The sequence below is a fragment of the Ruegeria sp. HKCCD9138 genome, assembly GCF_057220975.1.
Map to the genome: position 1 here is coordinate 32,038 of NZ_JBWVAZ010000008.1, position 14,535 is coordinate 46,572.

Annotated in this window: 19 protein-coding genes; 13 read left to right on the forward strand and 6 right to left on the reverse strand. The window is 56.9% G+C overall.

Features of this window, described 5'->3' with window-relative positions; all coding sequences use genetic code 11:
* Positions 1-153: 153 nt before the first annotated feature.
* From AC2TEL_RS14210 to mdh, 3 genes are all read right to left on the reverse strand, one after another.
* Positions 154-807 (reverse strand): hypothetical protein, encoded by a 654-nt coding sequence (locus tag AC2TEL_RS14210; RefSeq protein ID WP_480904708.1) that lies wholly within the window; start codon positions 805-807, stop codon positions 154-156.
* A 6-nt stretch (positions 808-813) separates the two neighbouring features.
* Positions 814-2,007 carry an ADP-forming succinate--CoA ligase subunit beta gene (gene sucC, locus AC2TEL_RS14215; protein WP_480844041.1) on the reverse strand — a complete coding sequence of 398 codons (1,194 nt, stop codon included), beginning with the start codon at positions 2,005-2,007 and terminating at the stop codon, positions 814-816.
* 570 nt (positions 2,008-2,577) lie between these two features.
* The gene (mdh, locus tag AC2TEL_RS14220; RefSeq protein ID WP_480844042.1) at positions 2,578-3,540 is read right to left on the reverse strand and encodes a malate dehydrogenase; all 963 of its coding nucleotides are present in this window, start codon (positions 3,538-3,540) and stop codon (positions 2,578-2,580) included.
* A gap of 160 nt (positions 3,541-3,700) precedes the next feature.
* On the opposite strand from mdh, the gene AC2TEL_RS14225 reads away from it, so the two are divergent.
* On the forward strand, positions 3,701-4,456 hold the full coding sequence (locus tag AC2TEL_RS14225; protein WP_480844043.1) for a sulfite exporter TauE/SafE family protein: 756 nt from the start codon (positions 3,701-3,703) through the stop codon (positions 4,454-4,456).
* A gap of 3 nt (positions 4,457-4,459) precedes the next feature.
* Here the strand turns inward: AC2TEL_RS14225 and AC2TEL_RS14230 are convergent, their stop codons facing one another.
* Entirely contained in the window at positions 4,460-4,753 is a 294-nt protein-coding gene (locus tag AC2TEL_RS14230; RefSeq protein ID WP_480904711.1) for a hypothetical protein, read from the reverse strand.
* A 187-nt stretch (positions 4,754-4,940) separates the two neighbouring features.
* On the opposite strand from AC2TEL_RS14230, the gene AC2TEL_RS14235 reads away from it, so the two are divergent.
* From AC2TEL_RS14235 to AC2TEL_RS14290, 12 genes are all read left to right on the forward strand, one after another.
* Positions 4,941-5,798 carry an HpcH/HpaI aldolase/citrate lyase family protein gene (locus AC2TEL_RS14235; protein ID WP_480904714.1) on the forward strand — a complete coding sequence of 286 codons (858 nt, stop codon included), beginning with the start codon at positions 4,941-4,943 and terminating at the stop codon, positions 5,796-5,798.
* A gap of 6 nt (positions 5,799-5,804) precedes the next feature.
* Positions 5,805-6,359 (forward strand): NnrU family protein, encoded by a 555-nt coding sequence (locus AC2TEL_RS14240; protein ID WP_480844046.1) that lies wholly within the window; start codon positions 5,805-5,807, stop codon positions 6,357-6,359.
* Between the two features lie 12 nt (positions 6,360-6,371).
* Complete coding sequence (locus AC2TEL_RS14245) at positions 6,372-6,578, forward strand: DUF1737 domain-containing protein (RefSeq protein WP_480844047.1); 207 nt, start codon at positions 6,372-6,374, stop codon at positions 6,576-6,578.
* Positions 6,578-7,606, forward strand: a complete 1,029-nt coding sequence (locus AC2TEL_RS14250; RefSeq protein WP_480904716.1) for a MaoC family dehydratase — start codon at positions 6,578-6,580, stop codon at positions 7,604-7,606. Before AC2TEL_RS14245 ends, AC2TEL_RS14250 begins: the two co-directional genes overlap by 1 nt.
* Positions 7,607-7,677: 71 nt before the next feature.
* Entirely contained in the window at positions 7,678-8,340 is a 663-nt protein-coding gene (locus tag AC2TEL_RS14255; protein WP_480844049.1) for a DUF1194 domain-containing protein, read from the forward strand.
* 215 nt (positions 8,341-8,555) lie between these two features.
* Positions 8,556-8,942, forward strand: coding sequence for a succinate dehydrogenase, cytochrome b556 subunit (gene sdhC, locus AC2TEL_RS14260; protein ID WP_480844050.1), 387 nt, complete (start codon positions 8,556-8,558; stop codon positions 8,940-8,942).
* Between the two features lie 12 nt (positions 8,943-8,954).
* Complete coding sequence (gene sdhD, locus AC2TEL_RS14265) at positions 8,955-9,326, forward strand: succinate dehydrogenase, hydrophobic membrane anchor protein (RefSeq protein WP_480844051.1); 372 nt, start codon at positions 8,955-8,957, stop codon at positions 9,324-9,326.
* Between the two features lie 18 nt (positions 9,327-9,344).
* Positions 9,345-11,150: a succinate dehydrogenase flavoprotein subunit gene (gene sdhA / locus AC2TEL_RS14270; RefSeq protein ID WP_480904719.1), complete on the forward strand. Its 1,806-nt coding sequence runs from the start codon at positions 9,345-9,347 to the stop codon at positions 11,148-11,150.
* A gap of 12 nt (positions 11,151-11,162) precedes the next feature.
* Positions 11,163-11,942 carry a succinate dehydrogenase iron-sulfur subunit gene (locus AC2TEL_RS14275; RefSeq protein ID WP_480844053.1) on the forward strand — a complete coding sequence of 260 codons (780 nt, stop codon included), beginning with the start codon at positions 11,163-11,165 and terminating at the stop codon, positions 11,940-11,942.
* Between the two features lie 112 nt (positions 11,943-12,054).
* Positions 12,055-12,219: a hypothetical protein gene (locus AC2TEL_RS14280; protein ID WP_480844054.1), complete on the forward strand. Its 165-nt coding sequence runs from the start codon at positions 12,055-12,057 to the stop codon at positions 12,217-12,219.
* A gap of 50 nt (positions 12,220-12,269) precedes the next feature.
* Positions 12,270-12,464: a hypothetical protein gene (locus tag AC2TEL_RS14285; RefSeq protein WP_480904722.1), complete on the forward strand. Its 195-nt coding sequence runs from the start codon at positions 12,270-12,272 to the stop codon at positions 12,462-12,464.
* 69 nt (positions 12,465-12,533) lie between these two features.
* A complete protein-coding gene (locus AC2TEL_RS14290) occupies positions 12,534-13,397 on the forward strand; it encodes an urea carboxylase-associated family protein (protein WP_480904724.1) in 864 nt (287 codons plus the stop codon).
* 46 nt (positions 13,398-13,443) lie between these two features.
* Here the strand turns inward: AC2TEL_RS14290 and deoD are convergent, their stop codons facing one another.
* Together deoD and AC2TEL_RS14300 are read right to left on the reverse strand one after the other, a co-directional pair.
* A complete protein-coding gene (deoD, locus tag AC2TEL_RS14295) occupies positions 13,444-14,154 on the reverse strand; it encodes a purine-nucleoside phosphorylase (protein WP_480844057.1) in 711 nt (236 codons plus the stop codon).
* 20 nt (positions 14,155-14,174) lie between these two features.
* A complete protein-coding gene (locus tag AC2TEL_RS14300) occupies positions 14,175-14,492 on the reverse strand; it encodes an H-NS histone family protein (protein WP_480844168.1) in 318 nt (105 codons plus the stop codon).
* Between the last annotated feature and the right edge of the window lie 43 nt (positions 14,493-14,535).

A 14,535-nucleotide genomic window follows, 5' to 3' on the forward strand; every position in this document is an offset into this window, starting at 1 on the left:
GACAGATCAGGCAGTCCATACCAAAGGCGATCTGTTTTGCGAGCCGGTAAAGCCCTGACAGATCACTTTGGTATTTTCGTCGATGAGGACTGCCATTTGGCGTTCTCCTGTTTTTAAGCCGAAGGTCTCGCCCCAGGCATTAGATTTTGAGCGTCACAGACGATCGACACTAAACAGGCTCGTGATTCTAACCCTCGTACCTGAAATATAGTGTGTGACCGTGTCGTAAGTTCGTTTGGTTGTGCCGCCAGCTTCCATGATTTCCACTTTGAAATTCACGCCGTCGCGTTGATAAGTACCTTGGTAAGCAACGGTTTTAGTCGCCACGGATGTGTTTCCAGTCGTCCGACCGAGCGGTTTGACAGTTTGAAACCCGTTAGCGGTGAGTTCCTTTCCAAGCTCGACGGCAAACTCATCTGCCCAAGTTCCCCTGAACTCGGCGGAACAACTGTATCTGTCGAATACAGTTCCTTTGGGTACGGGCTTGGCATTGTTAGCGCGCAGCCCGAGCTTGTCCGTATATATCTTGAATCTGGCTTTGCCGTAGTGGTTGAAATCGTCCCAACCACGGATATCGACGAGCAAGCCAATTTCATGTTGTCGAGCCGTATTCTTTGCGTCGACGAACGTAACTGGCTTGCGCAGACAAAGATCGCGCATTGTTAGAAACACTTGCTGCGCTTCGTGTTGCCGTGCGGCAGGATTGTCCAATAGCGACTTGGATACCTCACCACCTGCGCCATCCTCGCAGGCCGATAGACCCACGAGGCAAGCACCAATAGTCAGAAATCGTGTAAACAGGCCCATCAGGACTTAGCCCTTAACCGCCTTCACGATCTTCTCGGCACCGTCCTTCAGGTTGTCCGCCGCGATCACGTCCAGGCCAGAGGTGTTGATGATCTCTTTGCCCTTCTCGACATTGGTGCCTTCCAGACGCACGACCAGCGGAACCTGCAGGCCGACCTCTTTCACTGCGGCGACAACGCCCTCGGCGATGACGTCGCAGCGCATGATGCCGCCGAAGATGTTGACCAGAATGCCTTTGACGTTCGGGTCCGAGGTGATGATCTTGAACGCCTCGGTCACTTTTTCCTTGGTCGCACCGCCGCCCACGTCGAGGAAGTTGGCAGGCTCGGCACCATAGAGCTTGATGATGTCCATCGTTGCCATCGCAAGGCCGGCGCCGTTGACCATACAGCCGATCTCGCCATCCAGCGCGATGTAGTTCAGGTCGTATTTCGACGCTTCCAGTTCCTTGGGGTCTTCCTCGGTCGTGTCGCGCAGTTCGGCGATGTCGGGGTGGCGGTAGACCGCGTTGCCGTCAAAGCCGACCTTGGCATCCAGCACTTTCAGATCGCCGCTGTCCGAGACGATCAGCGGGTTGATCTCCAGCATCTCCATATCCTTCTCGACGAAGGCGTTATAGAGCTGGTTCATCAGCTTGACACATTGCTTGACCTGCGCGCCTTGCAGACCCAGCGAAAAGGCGATCCGGCGGCCATGATAGGGCTGATAGCCGGTGGCCGGGTCCACCGAGAAGGACAGGATTTTCTCAGGCGTGGCGGCAGCCACTTCTTCGATGTCCATGCCGCCTTCGGTGGAGCAAACGAACGAGATGCGGCTGGTTTGGCGGTCCACCAGCAGGGCCAGGTACAGCTCGCGTTCGATGCCCGAACCGGCCTCGATATAAATACGGTTGACCTGCTTGCCCGCCGGGCCGGTCTGATGGGTCACCAGCGTGCGGCCCAGCATCTTCTTGGCTTCCTCGGCGGCTTCTTCAACCGATTTGGTCAGACGGACACCGCCTTTGTCACCCGCGTCAGCTTCCTTGAACGAACCCTTGCCACGGCCGCCCGCGTGGATCTGTGCCTTGACGACCCAAAGTGGCCCGTCCAATTCACCGGCTGCGGTTTTGGCTTCCTCGGCGCGCAATACGGCGCGGCCATCGGATACCGGTGCGCCATAGCTGCGAAGAAGGGCTTTGGCCTGATATTCGTGAATGTTCATCGAAAGTGTCCCGTCTGACTGCGAATTTATCCGTTATAGGGGCGTCTAGTGGTCAAGTTTAAAGGGTTTTTTTATGGGAGCGCTGTTTTTTACGAAGATTTTCACTATTTGTGATCACAGCATTTTGGGGTGTGATCACAAAACCGAATAACCTGCACTCTTGACGAGTCAGGACCAGTATCGATTCTGCCAGATCCACATCAGTACAGTTGCGGCACCAACCAAAAAGAAAGGAAACGTTCTTTCCAACGCCATACTCAGCAGTTCCATCCAGGGAAGGTCAGTTTGAACGGCCGTCAAAATAGCAAACATCATGAAGAGCGTTCCGAACACACCACAGAGAAAGCACAGCACGAAATAGCACGGCAGGATTACGCGCGCCCAATCTCGCGCAGTGGAGGAGTGTGAGGTTCGTATGAATGCCAGACATAGAATTGGCACGGCCAACAAAAAAACAGTGAGTTTGAATGACATAATTACCGGAAAGAATGATGCTCGAATGCGATAGGTATGAAAGAAAATGCGCGCCGAAAAGCGCGCATTCAAGTCGTGGGTCCGGAATTCCAGACCTTATGCCAGCGAGCTGTCGATCCCCTTGCAAGCCTCGATCAGGCCCTTCACGGCGTTGACCGAATTGTCGAAACCGGCCTGCTCTTCCTCGTTCAGGGTGATATTGACGACCTTTTCGATGCCACCGGCACCGATGACGGTGGGCACGCCGACATACATGCCGCTGACACCCAGTTCGCCATCACAGTAGGCGGCGCAGGGCAGGACACGCTTTTGATCCTTCAGGTACGCTTCAGCCATTTCGATCGCCGACGTAGCCGGTGCATAATAGGCCGAGCCGGTTTTCAGCAGGCCAACGATTTCGGCGCCACCGTCACGGGTGCGCTGCACGATGGCGTCCAGTTTGTCCTGCGTCGTCCAGCCCATCTTGACCAAATCGGGAAGAGGGATACCGGCGACGGTCGAATAACGCACCGACGGGACCATGGTGTCGCCGTGACCGCCCAGCACGAAGGCGGTGACGTCGCGCATCGACACTTCGAACTCTTCGGCCAGGAAGTGACGGAAGCGGGCCGAGTCCAATACGCCAGCCATGCCGCAGACCTTGTTGTGCGGCAGGCCCGAGAATTCGCGCAAGGCCCAGACCATCGCGTCCAACGGGTTTGTGATGCAGATGACGAATGCATCAGGCGCGTTGGCCGCGATGCCTTCACCGACCGATTTCATGACCTTCAGGTTGATGCCCAGCAGGTCGTCGCGGCTCATTCCCGGTTTGCGGGGCACACCGGCGGTGACGATGCATACGTCGGCGCCTGCGATGTCCTCATAGGATTGGGTGCCTTTCAGTTGGGCGTCGAACCCTTCCGCGGGTCCGGATTCGGCAATGTCCAGCGCCTTGCCTTCCGGGATGCCTTCGGCGATGTCGAACAGCACGACGTCACCAAGTTCTTTCATTGCTGCGAGGTGGGCGAGCGTGCCGCCGATCTGACCTGCGCCGATCAGCGCGATCTTGGGTCTGGCCATTTGGATTGTCTCCGGTCGGTTTTGAAATCGCGATTTTGCTAGTCGTTTAAACGGCATTGCGCAAGTGTTCTGCGGCGCGGCATGCGACCGCATACCGTTTGCGCTGCATACGCTGATTGCGCTAAAGGGCCATCATAGCAAGCTGTTCCGGGGCCGCCGCATGTTCGAATTGAACCTGATGTTTTTTGCTGTGGCAATCCCGGCGGTGATCTTTGCGGGTATCTCAAAAGGCGGCTTCGGGTCGGGCGTGGCCTTTGCGTCCTCGTCGATTCTGGCTTTGATACTGGAGCCGGGGCAGGCGTTGGCACTCATGCTGCCCATCCTGATGATCATCGATGTCGCGACTCTGCGGCCCTATTGGAAACGTTGGAGCTGGCAGGATTCGCGCCTTCTGATGTTGGGTGCGGTGCCCGGTGTGGCGCTGGGCGCATGGCTGTTTCGCGCCACCAACGACGACCTGCTGCGCCTGTTGATCGGAGGGATTTCCGTCGGTTTCGTCGTCTGGCACATCTCTCAGTCGCGTGGCTGGGTGCGCGGGTTCGCCAATCGCCTGCCGCCGCCTGCGGGATTGTTTGCCGGTCTCGTTGCCGGGTTTACCAGTTTCGTCAGCCATGCTGGCGGGCCGCCAGCCGCGGTCTATCTGTTGTCGCAACGTCTTTCGAAAACCGAGTTTCAGGCCACCACGGTTCTGGTGTTCTGGGTCATCAATGCTGCGAAGTTCGTTCCGTACGCCTTTTTAGGCCTGTTTACATGGCACACAGCGTGGGCCGATTTGTTGTTGGCGCCATTTGCGGTGATTGGCGCTTGGTTGGGCGTCCGGGCGCATTGGATGGTGTCCGAGCGCCTGTTTTTTGGAATTGCCTATGTTCTGCTGACCATTACGGGAAGCAAGCTGATCTGGGATGCGCTGACCTGACACTCAGGTATTGGGTGGCAGCGCCTCGGCCAGCGTTTCGTAAGACTGACCCGAGGCAACAAGGCAGGTTGTGCCATCCGGCAGGGTCACAGTGATTGTCCAACTACCAGTGACGTCCGAGGCAAAAACCTCCATCACCGCACCCTGGCGTGCGAGTCCGATCCCCCTGCGTGTTTCGCCATAGGTCTCTGCCAGTTGTTCAATCACGTCGGTGCGCGGTGCACATTGGCGGGTCTGAGCGTTCAATTGCTGCGCCGCCAGTGCCGCGATGCCCAAGCCCATTGTCATCTTGATCATAGTGGAATTCATGTCGGTCCCCTTTTCACCTGCAGCCGAAAGGGTGACGGGACGATGAAGAATTTCCGTTAAGGCAACGCCCGTTGCGCCGCACCGGCGGGAATGCTGCATTGCGGCAATTTTCCACTTGAACTTTCCGGAAAAAAATGCCCCATTTCGCGCAACTTTATTTCAAAGGGAAAAATCAATGGATCCCCGTCAGCGCCCGTACCGTTCGGTTCTTTATATTCCCGGCTCGAAAGAGCGGGCTTTGGACAAGGCGCGCACCCTGCCCGTGGATGCGATCATCTTCGACCTGGAAGACGCGGTTGCTGCCGATGAAAAGAACAACGCCCGCGCAACGCTCAAGGCCGCATTGGAAGCAGGTGGATTTGGCGCACGGGTCAAAATCGTTCGAATCAATGGGCTCGATACTGAATGGGGGCAGGCGGATGCAGAGGCGGTGCGTGAGATGGGCGCTGATGTGGTGTTGCTTCCCAAGGTCAACAGGGCCGCAGATGTGGACGCACTGGCTGCGATCACTGGCGATCTTCCGATCTGGGCCATGATGGAAACCCCCCGGGGGATGTTGAACGCTGCCGAAATTGCGGCGCATCCCTTGATGGCGGGATTTGTCATGGGCACAAATGATTTGGCCAAGGAACTGCAAACCCGGTTCCGCCCCGACAGAATGCCGTTGATGACCTCTTTGGGTCTGTGTCTGCTGGCCGCCAAGGCCGAAGGGTTGATAATCGTCGACGGTGTCTACAATGCGTTCAAAGATGGCGATGGTTTGGCCGCTGAATGTGCGCAAGGGCGCGACATGGGCTTTGACGGCAAGACCCTGATCCATCCTGCACAGGTGGATATCGCCAATGCGGCCTACGCCCCGTCAGACGTGGAAATAGACCTTGCCCGCCGCCAGATCGCGGCGTTTGAAGAGGTCGAGGCGCAAGGGCAGGGGGTCGCCGTCGTCGACGGCAAAATCGTTGAAAACCTACACGTTGTAACTGCCCGCGAAATTCTGGCAAAAGCAGAGGCGATTGTAGCTTTGCAAGCGGGGTAAGCCAGCATGGGCTTTGTTCTTCTGATCCTTGGCGTGGCGCTTTGGTGGGCCGCGCATTTGTTCAAACGCGTGATGCCCGAACGGCGTGCCGCGATGGGCGATGCCGGGAAAGGCGCAGTGGCACTGGCACTGGCCGCCGCCATCCTGTTGATGATCTTCGGATATAGGATGACCGATACGATCTTTGTCTGGGCGCCTCCGACATTCATGATCCATATCAACAATCTGCTGGTGCTGATCGCGATCTTCATGATGAGTCCTGCCGGAACCAAAGGCAAACTCCTCAACAAAATGCGCCATCCGATGCTGACCGGTTTCAAGACATGGGCCTTTGCGCACTTGCTGGTGAATGGCGATTTGGCCTCGATCATTCTGTTCGGCGGGCTTCTGGCATGGGCTGTCGTCGAAGTGATCGTGATCAACCGAGCAGAACCCGAATGGACCCCCGGCGAGCCGGGCACGTACGGCAAGGACGCTATGTTCTTTGTCGCTTCCATCGTGTTGTTCGGGATCATCGGTTATGTTCATGGGTTGGTCGGACCCTCGCCTTTCCCCTCGTAAGGAGCTGACATTATGGCAAAACTCTATCGACTCCTGACCGAGGAGGATACGTCCGCCTTCTGTCACAAGGTCTCCGATGCGCTGGCCAAAGGGTGGGAGCTGCACGGTTCCCCCTCCTACGCATTCGATGCGGCAAGCAATGTCATGCGCTGCGCGCAGGCGGTTATCAAAGAGGTCGAGGCCGACTATTCACCTGACATGAAACTGGGGCAGCAGTAATGGCAAAAACCAATCCGGGTCAATTCTTCGAGGATTATTCAGTCGGACAGGTACTGCACCACGCAGTGCCCCGCACCGTGACAGAGGGCGAACGCGCGCTCTATCACGCGCTCTACCCGGCGCGGCACGCGCTTTATTCCTCGGACGAATTCGCCCGGAATTGCGGTTTGCCGCAAAGTCCGGTTGACGATCTGGCAGCATTCCATGTGGTCTTTGGCAAGACCGTGCCGGACATATCGCTAAATGCGGTGGCCAATCTGGGCTATGCCGAGGGTCGGTGGCTGAAACCGGTCTATCCCGGCGATACGCTGCGGTCGGAATCCGAGGTTATCGGTCTCAAGCAGAACTCGAATGGCAAAACGGGGGTTGTTTGGGTTCGAACTCGGGGCCTGAACCAGCGCGACGAAGTGGTGATCGAGTATGTGCGATGGGTCATGGTGCGCAAATCGAACCCTGATGCGCCGGCACCCGAAACTTTGGTGCCCGAGCTGAAGAATGCATTGGGCGCGCAGGATCTTGTGGTCCCGCAGGGGCTGGATTTTTCAAACTACGATTTTGAGCAGGCAGGCGAGTCGCATCGCTGGGGCGATTATGAAATCGGTGAAACAATCGACCATGTCGACGGTGTCACGGTCGAAGAGGCCGAGCACATGCTGGCAACCCGGCTGTGGCAGAACACAGCAAAGGTGCATTTTGACCTGACCTTCCGCCCCGAAGGCCGTCTGATTTATGGTGGCCACGTGATTTCAATGGCCCGAACCTTGTCCTTCAACGGCCTGGCGAACGCGCAGATGATCGTTGGCCTGAACGGCGGGGCGCATGCAAATCCCTGCTTTGCGGGCGACACGATCAAGGCATGGTCCGAGGTTTTGGATAAGGCAGAAACAAGTGTTCCGGGTGTTGGCGCCCTTCGCCTGAGATTGGTTGCGACCAAAGGTGGTGATCCTTTCGCCTTGCGAAACGAAGGCGGTAAATACCTGCCCGAGGTACTGTTGGACCTCGATTATTGGGCATTGATGCCGGTTTGACCTGATGAACTGCTGATCCGAGGTTACATTCATTTGAATGCAGCCCGCGCCAATCGTGCTAGGCTGCAGGTATGAAAGTGCTCCGTAATCTCGTGGCGTGCCTGTGCCTGGCGCCACCTGCCGCGGCCTGTGAACTGGCGCTGGCATTGGCCGTCGACGTGTCGGGCTCGGTGGATTCAACGGAGTTTCGGATTCAGATGGACGGTCTGGCCGCTGGCTTGCGTGACCCAGTCGTTTCCGAAGCATTGGTACGGGGACAGGCACATCTGATGCTTGTGCAATGGACCGGCAGCTCGCGCCAGCGCGTGACGATTCCCTGGACCCGAATTGACAGTTTCGCGACGCTGGATCACTTCGCCGAGCAAGTCGCGAAAGATCCGCGCGTGTGGCGCAATTTCTCTACGGCCATCGGCGAGGCGCTCGAGGTTACAGTGTCCAGTTTCGATGCCGTGTCGGAATGCAGCAGGCATCTTATTGATCTGTCGGGGGACGGTATTTCGAACGAAGGGGTGGAACCATCTGAGATGCGCGACCTGTTGCGCGACCGCGGCATTACGGTGAATGCCATCGCCATTGAAGAAAGCGAGCCGGACCTGACGGCCTATTTTTTTGAGAATGTGATCGTCGGCGAAGGCGCCTTTGTCGTTTCGGCAGCCGGCTTTTCCGATTATCCCGAGCGCATACGAAAAAAGCTGCTACGAGAAGTGACACAGCAAACTGCCCGGCTGAAATAACCGGATTGCAGATTCGTGATCACATTGCTTTGGCATTGAAAACGCTAACATAGGCACGGCTGAATGAGATTTGTGATCACGACATTATTTTGTGTGATCACAATTGCACATAATACGTCAAATTGGGCCGAATTTAGTGATTTTTGCACTTGCAGCACGTGACAGAGTCGCAAAAAGCGGTAAAACGTTCGGTAGCCAACCGAAAAGGAGCCGCCATGGCCGATGTAAATCGGGGCAACCGCCCGCTATCTCCGCACTTGTCGATCTATCGTCCACAATTGACCTCGGTCACATCCATTCTGACGCGGATCACGGGAAACGCAATGATCGTGACGGCGCTGCTGATCGTCTGGTGGTTTCTCGCTGCCGCGACTTCGCCCGAAGCGTTCGAGCGCGCGAACTGGTGGTTGACTTCGGTTCTGGGCGATCTGGTGATGGCTTTGTCACTGTGGGGTATTTGGTATCACACACTGGCTGGCGTGCGGCATCTGATCTGGGACAACGGGATCGGATTGGATCTTCCGACTGCCTATAAGCTGGGTTGGGCCGTTGTGATCGGATCGGTGGTCCTGACCCTGTTGACCTTGTTGATCGTCGGATAAAGGAGGCCTGACATGCGTTATCTGACCGACCGCAAACGCGCGATTGGCCTTGGTTCAGCCAAGTCCGGCACCGCACATTTCTGGAGCATGAAAGTCAGCTCGGTTGCGCTGCTGATCCTTGTTCCATTGTTTATCTTCACATTTGGTCCGATATTGGGCCAGCCCTATGATGTCGTGTTGGACTACTACTCGCGTCCGTTCCCGGCCATTGTCGCTGCGCTGACGTTGATTGTCGGCTTCAAGCACTTTGCCAGTGGCGCACAGGTGATGTTGGAAGACTATGTCCACGGCACCATGGAAAAGGTGCTGATTATCCTGACCATCTGTTTGTCCTATGGCGCTGCTGCTGCCGGTGTTTTCGCCATCGCGCGCATTGCCCTTTAATCCCCGGAGCTGAAAGAAATGGCTGCATACGAATACGAAACGCATGAATATGACGTGGTCGTTGTCGGCGCCGGTGGGGCCGGTCTGCGAGCGACGCTGGGAATGGCGGAGCAGGGGTTGCGCACCGCCAGCGTGACCAAGGTTTTCCCGACCCGATCTCATACAGTAGCGGCGCAGGGTGGTATCGCTGCATCTTTGTCGAATATGGGCCCCGACCATTGGCAATGGCACATGTATGACACCGTCAAGGGGTCTGATTGGCTGGGCGACACCGACGCGATGGAATATCTGGCACGCGAGGCGCCCAAGGCCGTTTATGAGCTGGAGCACTACGGTGTTCCGTTCAGCCGGACCGAAGAAGGCAAGATCTACCAGCGCCCCTTTGGCGGCCACACCACGGAATTCGGCGAAGGCCCCGCCGTGCAGCGCACCTGTGCCGCCGCTGACCGGACCGGTCACGCGATCCTGCACACGCTGTACGGTCAATCGCTGAAGAACAACGCCGAGTTCTATATCGAATACTTCGCCATCGACCTGGTCATGTCCGAAGACGGGCAATGTCAGGGCGTCGTCTGCTGGAAGCTGGACGACGGCACGATGCATGTTTTCAACGCCAAGATGGTGGTGTTGGCGACCGGCGGCTACGGTCGCGCCTATTTCAGCGCAACCTCGGCCCATACCTGTACCGGCGACGGCGGCGGCATGGTGGCCCGCGCGGGTCTGGCCCTGCAGGACATGGAGTTCGTGCAGTTCCACCCCACCGGCATCTATGGTTCGGGCTGCCTGATCACCGAAGGCGCACGCGGCGAGGGCGGTTACCTGACCAATTCGGAAGGTGAGCGGTTCATGGAGCGCTACGCGCCTCAGTACAAGGACCTCGCGCCGCGCGATTATGTCTCGCGCTCGATGACCATGGAAATTCGTGAAGGTCGCGGGCACGGGGATGACGGGGACCATATACACCTGAACCTCAGCCACCTTCCAGCAGAAGCGTTGGCCGAGCGTTTGCCGGGGATTTCGGAATCGGCCCGCGTATTTGCCGGTGTTGACGTCACCAAAGAGCCGATCCCCGTTCTGCCGACCGTGCACTACAATATGGGTGGTATTCCGACGAACTATTGGGGTGAGGTTCTGAACCCGACGCCTGAAAACCCGACAGCGGTAGTTCCGGGTCTGATGGCAGTTGGCGAGGCCGGGTGCGCTTCGGTCCACGGCGCGAACCGTTTGGGTTCGAACTCGTTGATCGACCTTGTGGTATTCGGGCGTGCCGCAGCGATCCGGGCCGGAAAGGTCGTGGATGCCACGGCGCCGAACCCTGTTCTGAACCAGGCGTCGGTTGACAAGGCGTTTGACCGCTTCGACGCGATCCGCAACGCCAACGGAGCGATCCCGACGGCCGATCTGCGGCTTGAGATGCAGAAAACGATGCAATCGGACGCGGCCGTATTCCGCACGGCCAAAACCATGGCCGAAGGTGTCGAGAAAATGACTGCAATCGCGGCCAAGATGGACGACCTGAAGGTTTCCGACCGCTCGCTGGTCTGGAACAGCGACCTGATGGAGACGCTGGAACTGACCAATCTGATGCCGAGTGCCCTGGCCACGATCGTGGGCGCCGATGCGCGCAAGGAATCCCGTGGTGCCCATGCGCATGAGGACTACACCGAGCGTGATGACGAAAACTGGCGTGTTCACACGGTGTCCCGCGTCGAAGGCAACAAGGTTGAGCTGAGCTATCGCCCCGTGATCGTCGATCCGCTGACGACCGAGGATGAAGGCGGCATCAGCCTGAATAGAATCGCGCCCAAGGCGCGGACGTTCTAAGGAGAGGAACCCATGGTACAACTGACCCTCCCCAAGAATTCCCGGATCACCACCGGCAAGACCTGGCCCAAGCCGGAAGGCGCGACCAATACTCGCAAATTCCAGATCTACCGCTGGAACCCGGAAGACGGGCAGAACCCGCGCGTCGACACTTATTTCGTCGACATGGATACCTGCGGGCCGATGGTTCTGGATGCGCTGATCAAGATCAAAAACGAGATCGACCCGACCCTGACCTTCCGCCGCTCGTGCCGCGAGGGAATCTGCGGATCCTGTGCGATGAATATCGACGGGATCAATACGCTGGCCTGTATCTACGGAATGGATGAGATCAAGGGCGACGTGAAAATCTATCCGCTGCCGCACATGCCGGTGGTCAAGGATCTTATCCCGGATTTGACACATTTTTATGCGCAGCACGCCAGCATCATGCCGTGGCTGGAAACCAAAACCAATCGGCCCGCGAAAGAGTGGAAGCAATCCATCGAAGATCGCAAGAAGCTGGACGGCCTTTATGAGTGTGTGATGTGCGCCAGCTGCTCTACGTCTTGCCCCAGCTACTGGTGGAACGGGGATCGGTATCTTGGCCCTGCTGCTCTGCTGCATGCTTATCGCTGGATCATCGACAGTCGTGACGAGGCGACAGGTGAACGGTTGGACGATCTGGAAGATCCGTTCAAACTGTATCGCTGCCACACGATCATGAACTGCGCCAAGACGTGCCCCAAAGGGTTGAACCCGGCCAAGGCAATTGCAGAGATCAAGAAGATGATGGTCGAACGGGCGGTTTAACCACCCACGACCCCTGCGCTTGCCGGTCTGCGGCAGGCGCAACCCCAGTCTGCAAAATTGGGCGATGCGCGCGCCGATTATCAGGACTATCTTTCCGCTTGGGGAGGAGTGATTGGATCAATACGGGATCACTCCGATGGACACGAAAAACACGAAAACGCAGGCTGAAGAAGCGCTGGAGTTGCTCGAGCAGGCTTGGGCCTATTACTCGCCTGAAGCCACGCCAGTTGAAGCGGATCACGAGCCCGACCTGTTCGAATATGCCAATGCTGCTTAGCAGATGAACCCGTCACTTGGACGTCTGCACCACTTGAAATCCCTTCACTAATGGTGAAAGCAGAAGAATGCCTGTCCTTCTGCTTTTACTTGCTGCCGGTGTTTTTGCTTATTTCGTCTGGCGTGCGCGCACGTCGTCCTTGTCGCGCGATTGCCGGTGGAGACAGCACAGGGCCGAAGGCGTCTGGCGGTGCAGCTATTGCGGCGCAGTATCGCATTCCGACGCGCAACCTGTGCAATGCCTGAAAGACCAGTCTTGACGGTTCTATGTAACGGGGGTTTCGCGCGGCGCCAAACTGCTCCACTCTGCCGGCCATGTCAGATTCTGGAATCACCAATCGCCCGCCTGTGGATGCCGAAGCCCGTCGCGCTGTCGCTCCGGTAATATGCTACCCGAATGACAGTTTGCCCAAGCCGAATCTGGCCTGGATGCAATCAATTCGAAACGGCGCGACAAAGACTCATGATGTTCTGATCCCACCGCGCGAGGCGCGGTGTTTCGAGGTTCCGGCTGGAAGTTTTTTTAGAATTACATCGGTCGAGGGCCCGCAGGTTGGCGATTTGAACCTTTGGAACCTCAACGATCTGTCCGAACGGTTCTATTCAGGAAAAACCCGCGCCCTGCACGGCACTCACCTGACCACGGGCGAGCGGATGTGGTCCAGTTTCCCGTCTTTGCGTCCGATGGCCACAATCACAACGGATACGCTGGGTTGGTACGGTATCGATGAATTTGGTGGATCGGTTCATGACGTGATCGGAACGCGATGCGATCCGTATACGGGAAACCTGTTGTCCGGATCCCAATATCACCATTGCTGCCACTCTAATCTGACGCGGGCGCTAGCGGATCATCTGGGCATACCTCTTTCCGAGGCTGAGCCAGCGGTTCACGATGTTCTGAACGTTTTCATGTGTACCGGATTCACGCGGGATACCGGTCAGTATTTTATGAAAGCGTCACCTGTTCGGCCTGGCGATTATCTTGAGTTTTTTGCGGAAATCGACCTGCTCGGGAACCTCAGCGCCTGTCCGGGTGGTGATTGCTCGTCCGAGCATTCCTCGGACACGGCAGCATGTTACCCGCTGCTTGTCGAAGTTTTTGCTCCGGCTGACGGTGTATTGGACGAGTGGCAGAGCCCGACCCGGAATGGATACGACGGTTCACACGGGAGATAGGCAATACTGAATCGGCAGGCGTGCAAATACGCCTGCCGACTTGTTCTCAGGCGCTCGGAAATGCCGCCTGTAGTGCAATTTCCACCATGTCGCCAAAGCTGCTCTCGCGATCGGAAGAGGGCAGGGCTTCTCCGGTCAACAGGTGATCCGAGACAGTCAGAACGGCCAGAGCCCGGCATTTGTGGCGTGCCGCCAGAATGTAGAGCTCTGCGGCCTCCATCTCGACGCCCAAAATACCGTGGCGCACCATCTGTTCGTTGAGGTCAGGACGTTCGTCATAGAAAACGTCTGACGAATAAATACCACCGACATGAGTCGGTGTGCCTTTCGCTGCTGCCGCCAAAGCCGCCGCCTGTAGCAAACCCCAATCGGCGCAGGGGGCGAAGTTGAGCTCTTTCATGATGCCGCGCGATGGCGTGCTGAGCGTGCTGGAGGTCATGGCAAGAATAACGTCTCGCAAGGCAACGCCATCCTGCATCCCGCCGCACGACCCGATGCGGATCAGCGTTTTGGCGCCATAGTCGCGGATCAATTCGTTGACGTAAATTGAAAGAGACGGCATTCCCATGCCGCTGCCCTGAATGGTGACCGGATTTCCATTCCAAAAGCCGGTAAATCCCAGCATACCGCGAACATTATTTATTTGTTTTACGTCGCTCAGAAATGTTTCAGCAGCCCATTTTGCGCGATATGGATCACCCGGCAAAAGCACGGTTTCAGCGATTTCGCCCTTTTCGGCACCAATATGAATTGTCATTTTGACACAACGCCCCTAGGTCAAATTTCCAAATCGGAAATATCGGCACCGGCTTTCAACGCATCATGTACCCATTGCGGCTTGCGACCGCGCCCTGTCCAGGTTTGTTCCGGGTCCGCAGGGTTGCGATACTTAGGTTTGGCTTTTGTCCCTTTGGTCGAACGTTGTGACCCAGCAGCTAATTCCGACAATGAAAACCCGAATTCCGCCGCTGCTTTTTCCGCAGCTTTCAACGCTTCCTGACGTTCACGAGTTTCGGCCTTTTTCAAGGCTTTTTCAATTTGACCCCGTAATTCCAGCAATTCCTTGCGGGACATTTTTTCAAGGTTGATCCCCATCATTTCTCTCCGTGTTTGTCAGATAGAGCTTAAAACTGACGCG

Bases quoted from the DNA above. Each gene is read 5' to 3' on its own strand.
- AC2TEL_RS14240 (WP_480844046.1), top strand. From the start codon at position 5,805: ATGGGCTTTGTTCTTCTGATCCTTGGCGTGGCGCTTTGGTGGGCCGCG.
- AC2TEL_RS14235 (WP_480904714.1), top strand. From the start codon at position 4,941: ATGGATCCCCGTCAGCGCCCGTACCGTTCGGTTCTTTATATTCCCGGC.
- AC2TEL_RS14285 (WP_480904722.1), top strand. From the start codon at position 12,270: ATGGTGAAAGCAGAAGAATGCCTGTCCTTCTGCTTTTACTTGCTGCCG.
- mdh (WP_480844042.1), bottom strand. From the start codon at position 3,540: ATGGCCAGACCCAAGATCGCGCTGATCGGCGCAGGTCAGATCGGCGGC.
- AC2TEL_RS14290 (WP_480904724.1), top strand. From the start codon at position 12,534: ATGTCAGATTCTGGAATCACCAATCGCCCGCCTGTGGATGCCGAAGCC.
- AC2TEL_RS14230 (WP_480904711.1), bottom strand. From the start codon at position 4,753: ATGATCAAGATGACAATGGGCTTGGGCATCGCGGCACTGGCGGCGCAG.
- sdhA (WP_480904719.1), top strand. From the start codon at position 9,345: ATGGCTGCATACGAATACGAAACGCATGAATATGACGTGGTCGTTGTC.
- AC2TEL_RS14250 (WP_480904716.1), top strand. From the start codon at position 6,578: ATGGCAAAAACCAATCCGGGTCAATTCTTCGAGGATTATTCAGTCGGA.
- AC2TEL_RS14225 (WP_480844043.1), top strand. From the start codon at position 3,701: ATGTTCGAATTGAACCTGATGTTTTTTGCTGTGGCAATCCCGGCGGTG.
- sucC (WP_480844041.1), bottom strand. From the start codon at position 2,007: ATGAACATTCACGAATATCAGGCCAAAGCCCTTCTTCGCAGCTATGGC.
- AC2TEL_RS14255 (WP_480844049.1), top strand. From the start codon at position 7,678: ATGAAAGTGCTCCGTAATCTCGTGGCGTGCCTGTGCCTGGCGCCACCT.
- AC2TEL_RS14300 (WP_480844168.1), bottom strand. From the start codon at position 14,492: ATGGGGATCAACCTTGAAAAAATGTCCCGCAAGGAATTGCTGGAATTA.
- sdhD (WP_480844051.1), top strand. From the start codon at position 8,955: ATGCGTTATCTGACCGACCGCAAACGCGCGATTGGCCTTGGTTCAGCC.
- sdhC (WP_480844050.1), top strand. From the start codon at position 8,556: ATGGCCGATGTAAATCGGGGCAACCGCCCGCTATCTCCGCACTTGTCG.
- AC2TEL_RS14245 (WP_480844047.1), top strand. From the start codon at position 6,372: ATGGCAAAACTCTATCGACTCCTGACCGAGGAGGATACGTCCGCCTTC.
- AC2TEL_RS14210 (WP_480904708.1), bottom strand. From the start codon at position 807: ATGGGCCTGTTTACACGATTTCTGACTATTGGTGCTTGCCTCGTGGGT.
- AC2TEL_RS14275 (WP_480844053.1), top strand. From the start codon at position 11,163: ATGGTACAACTGACCCTCCCCAAGAATTCCCGGATCACCACCGGCAAG.
- deoD (WP_480844057.1), bottom strand. From the start codon at position 14,154: ATGACAATTCATATTGGTGCCGAAAAGGGCGAAATCGCTGAAACCGTG.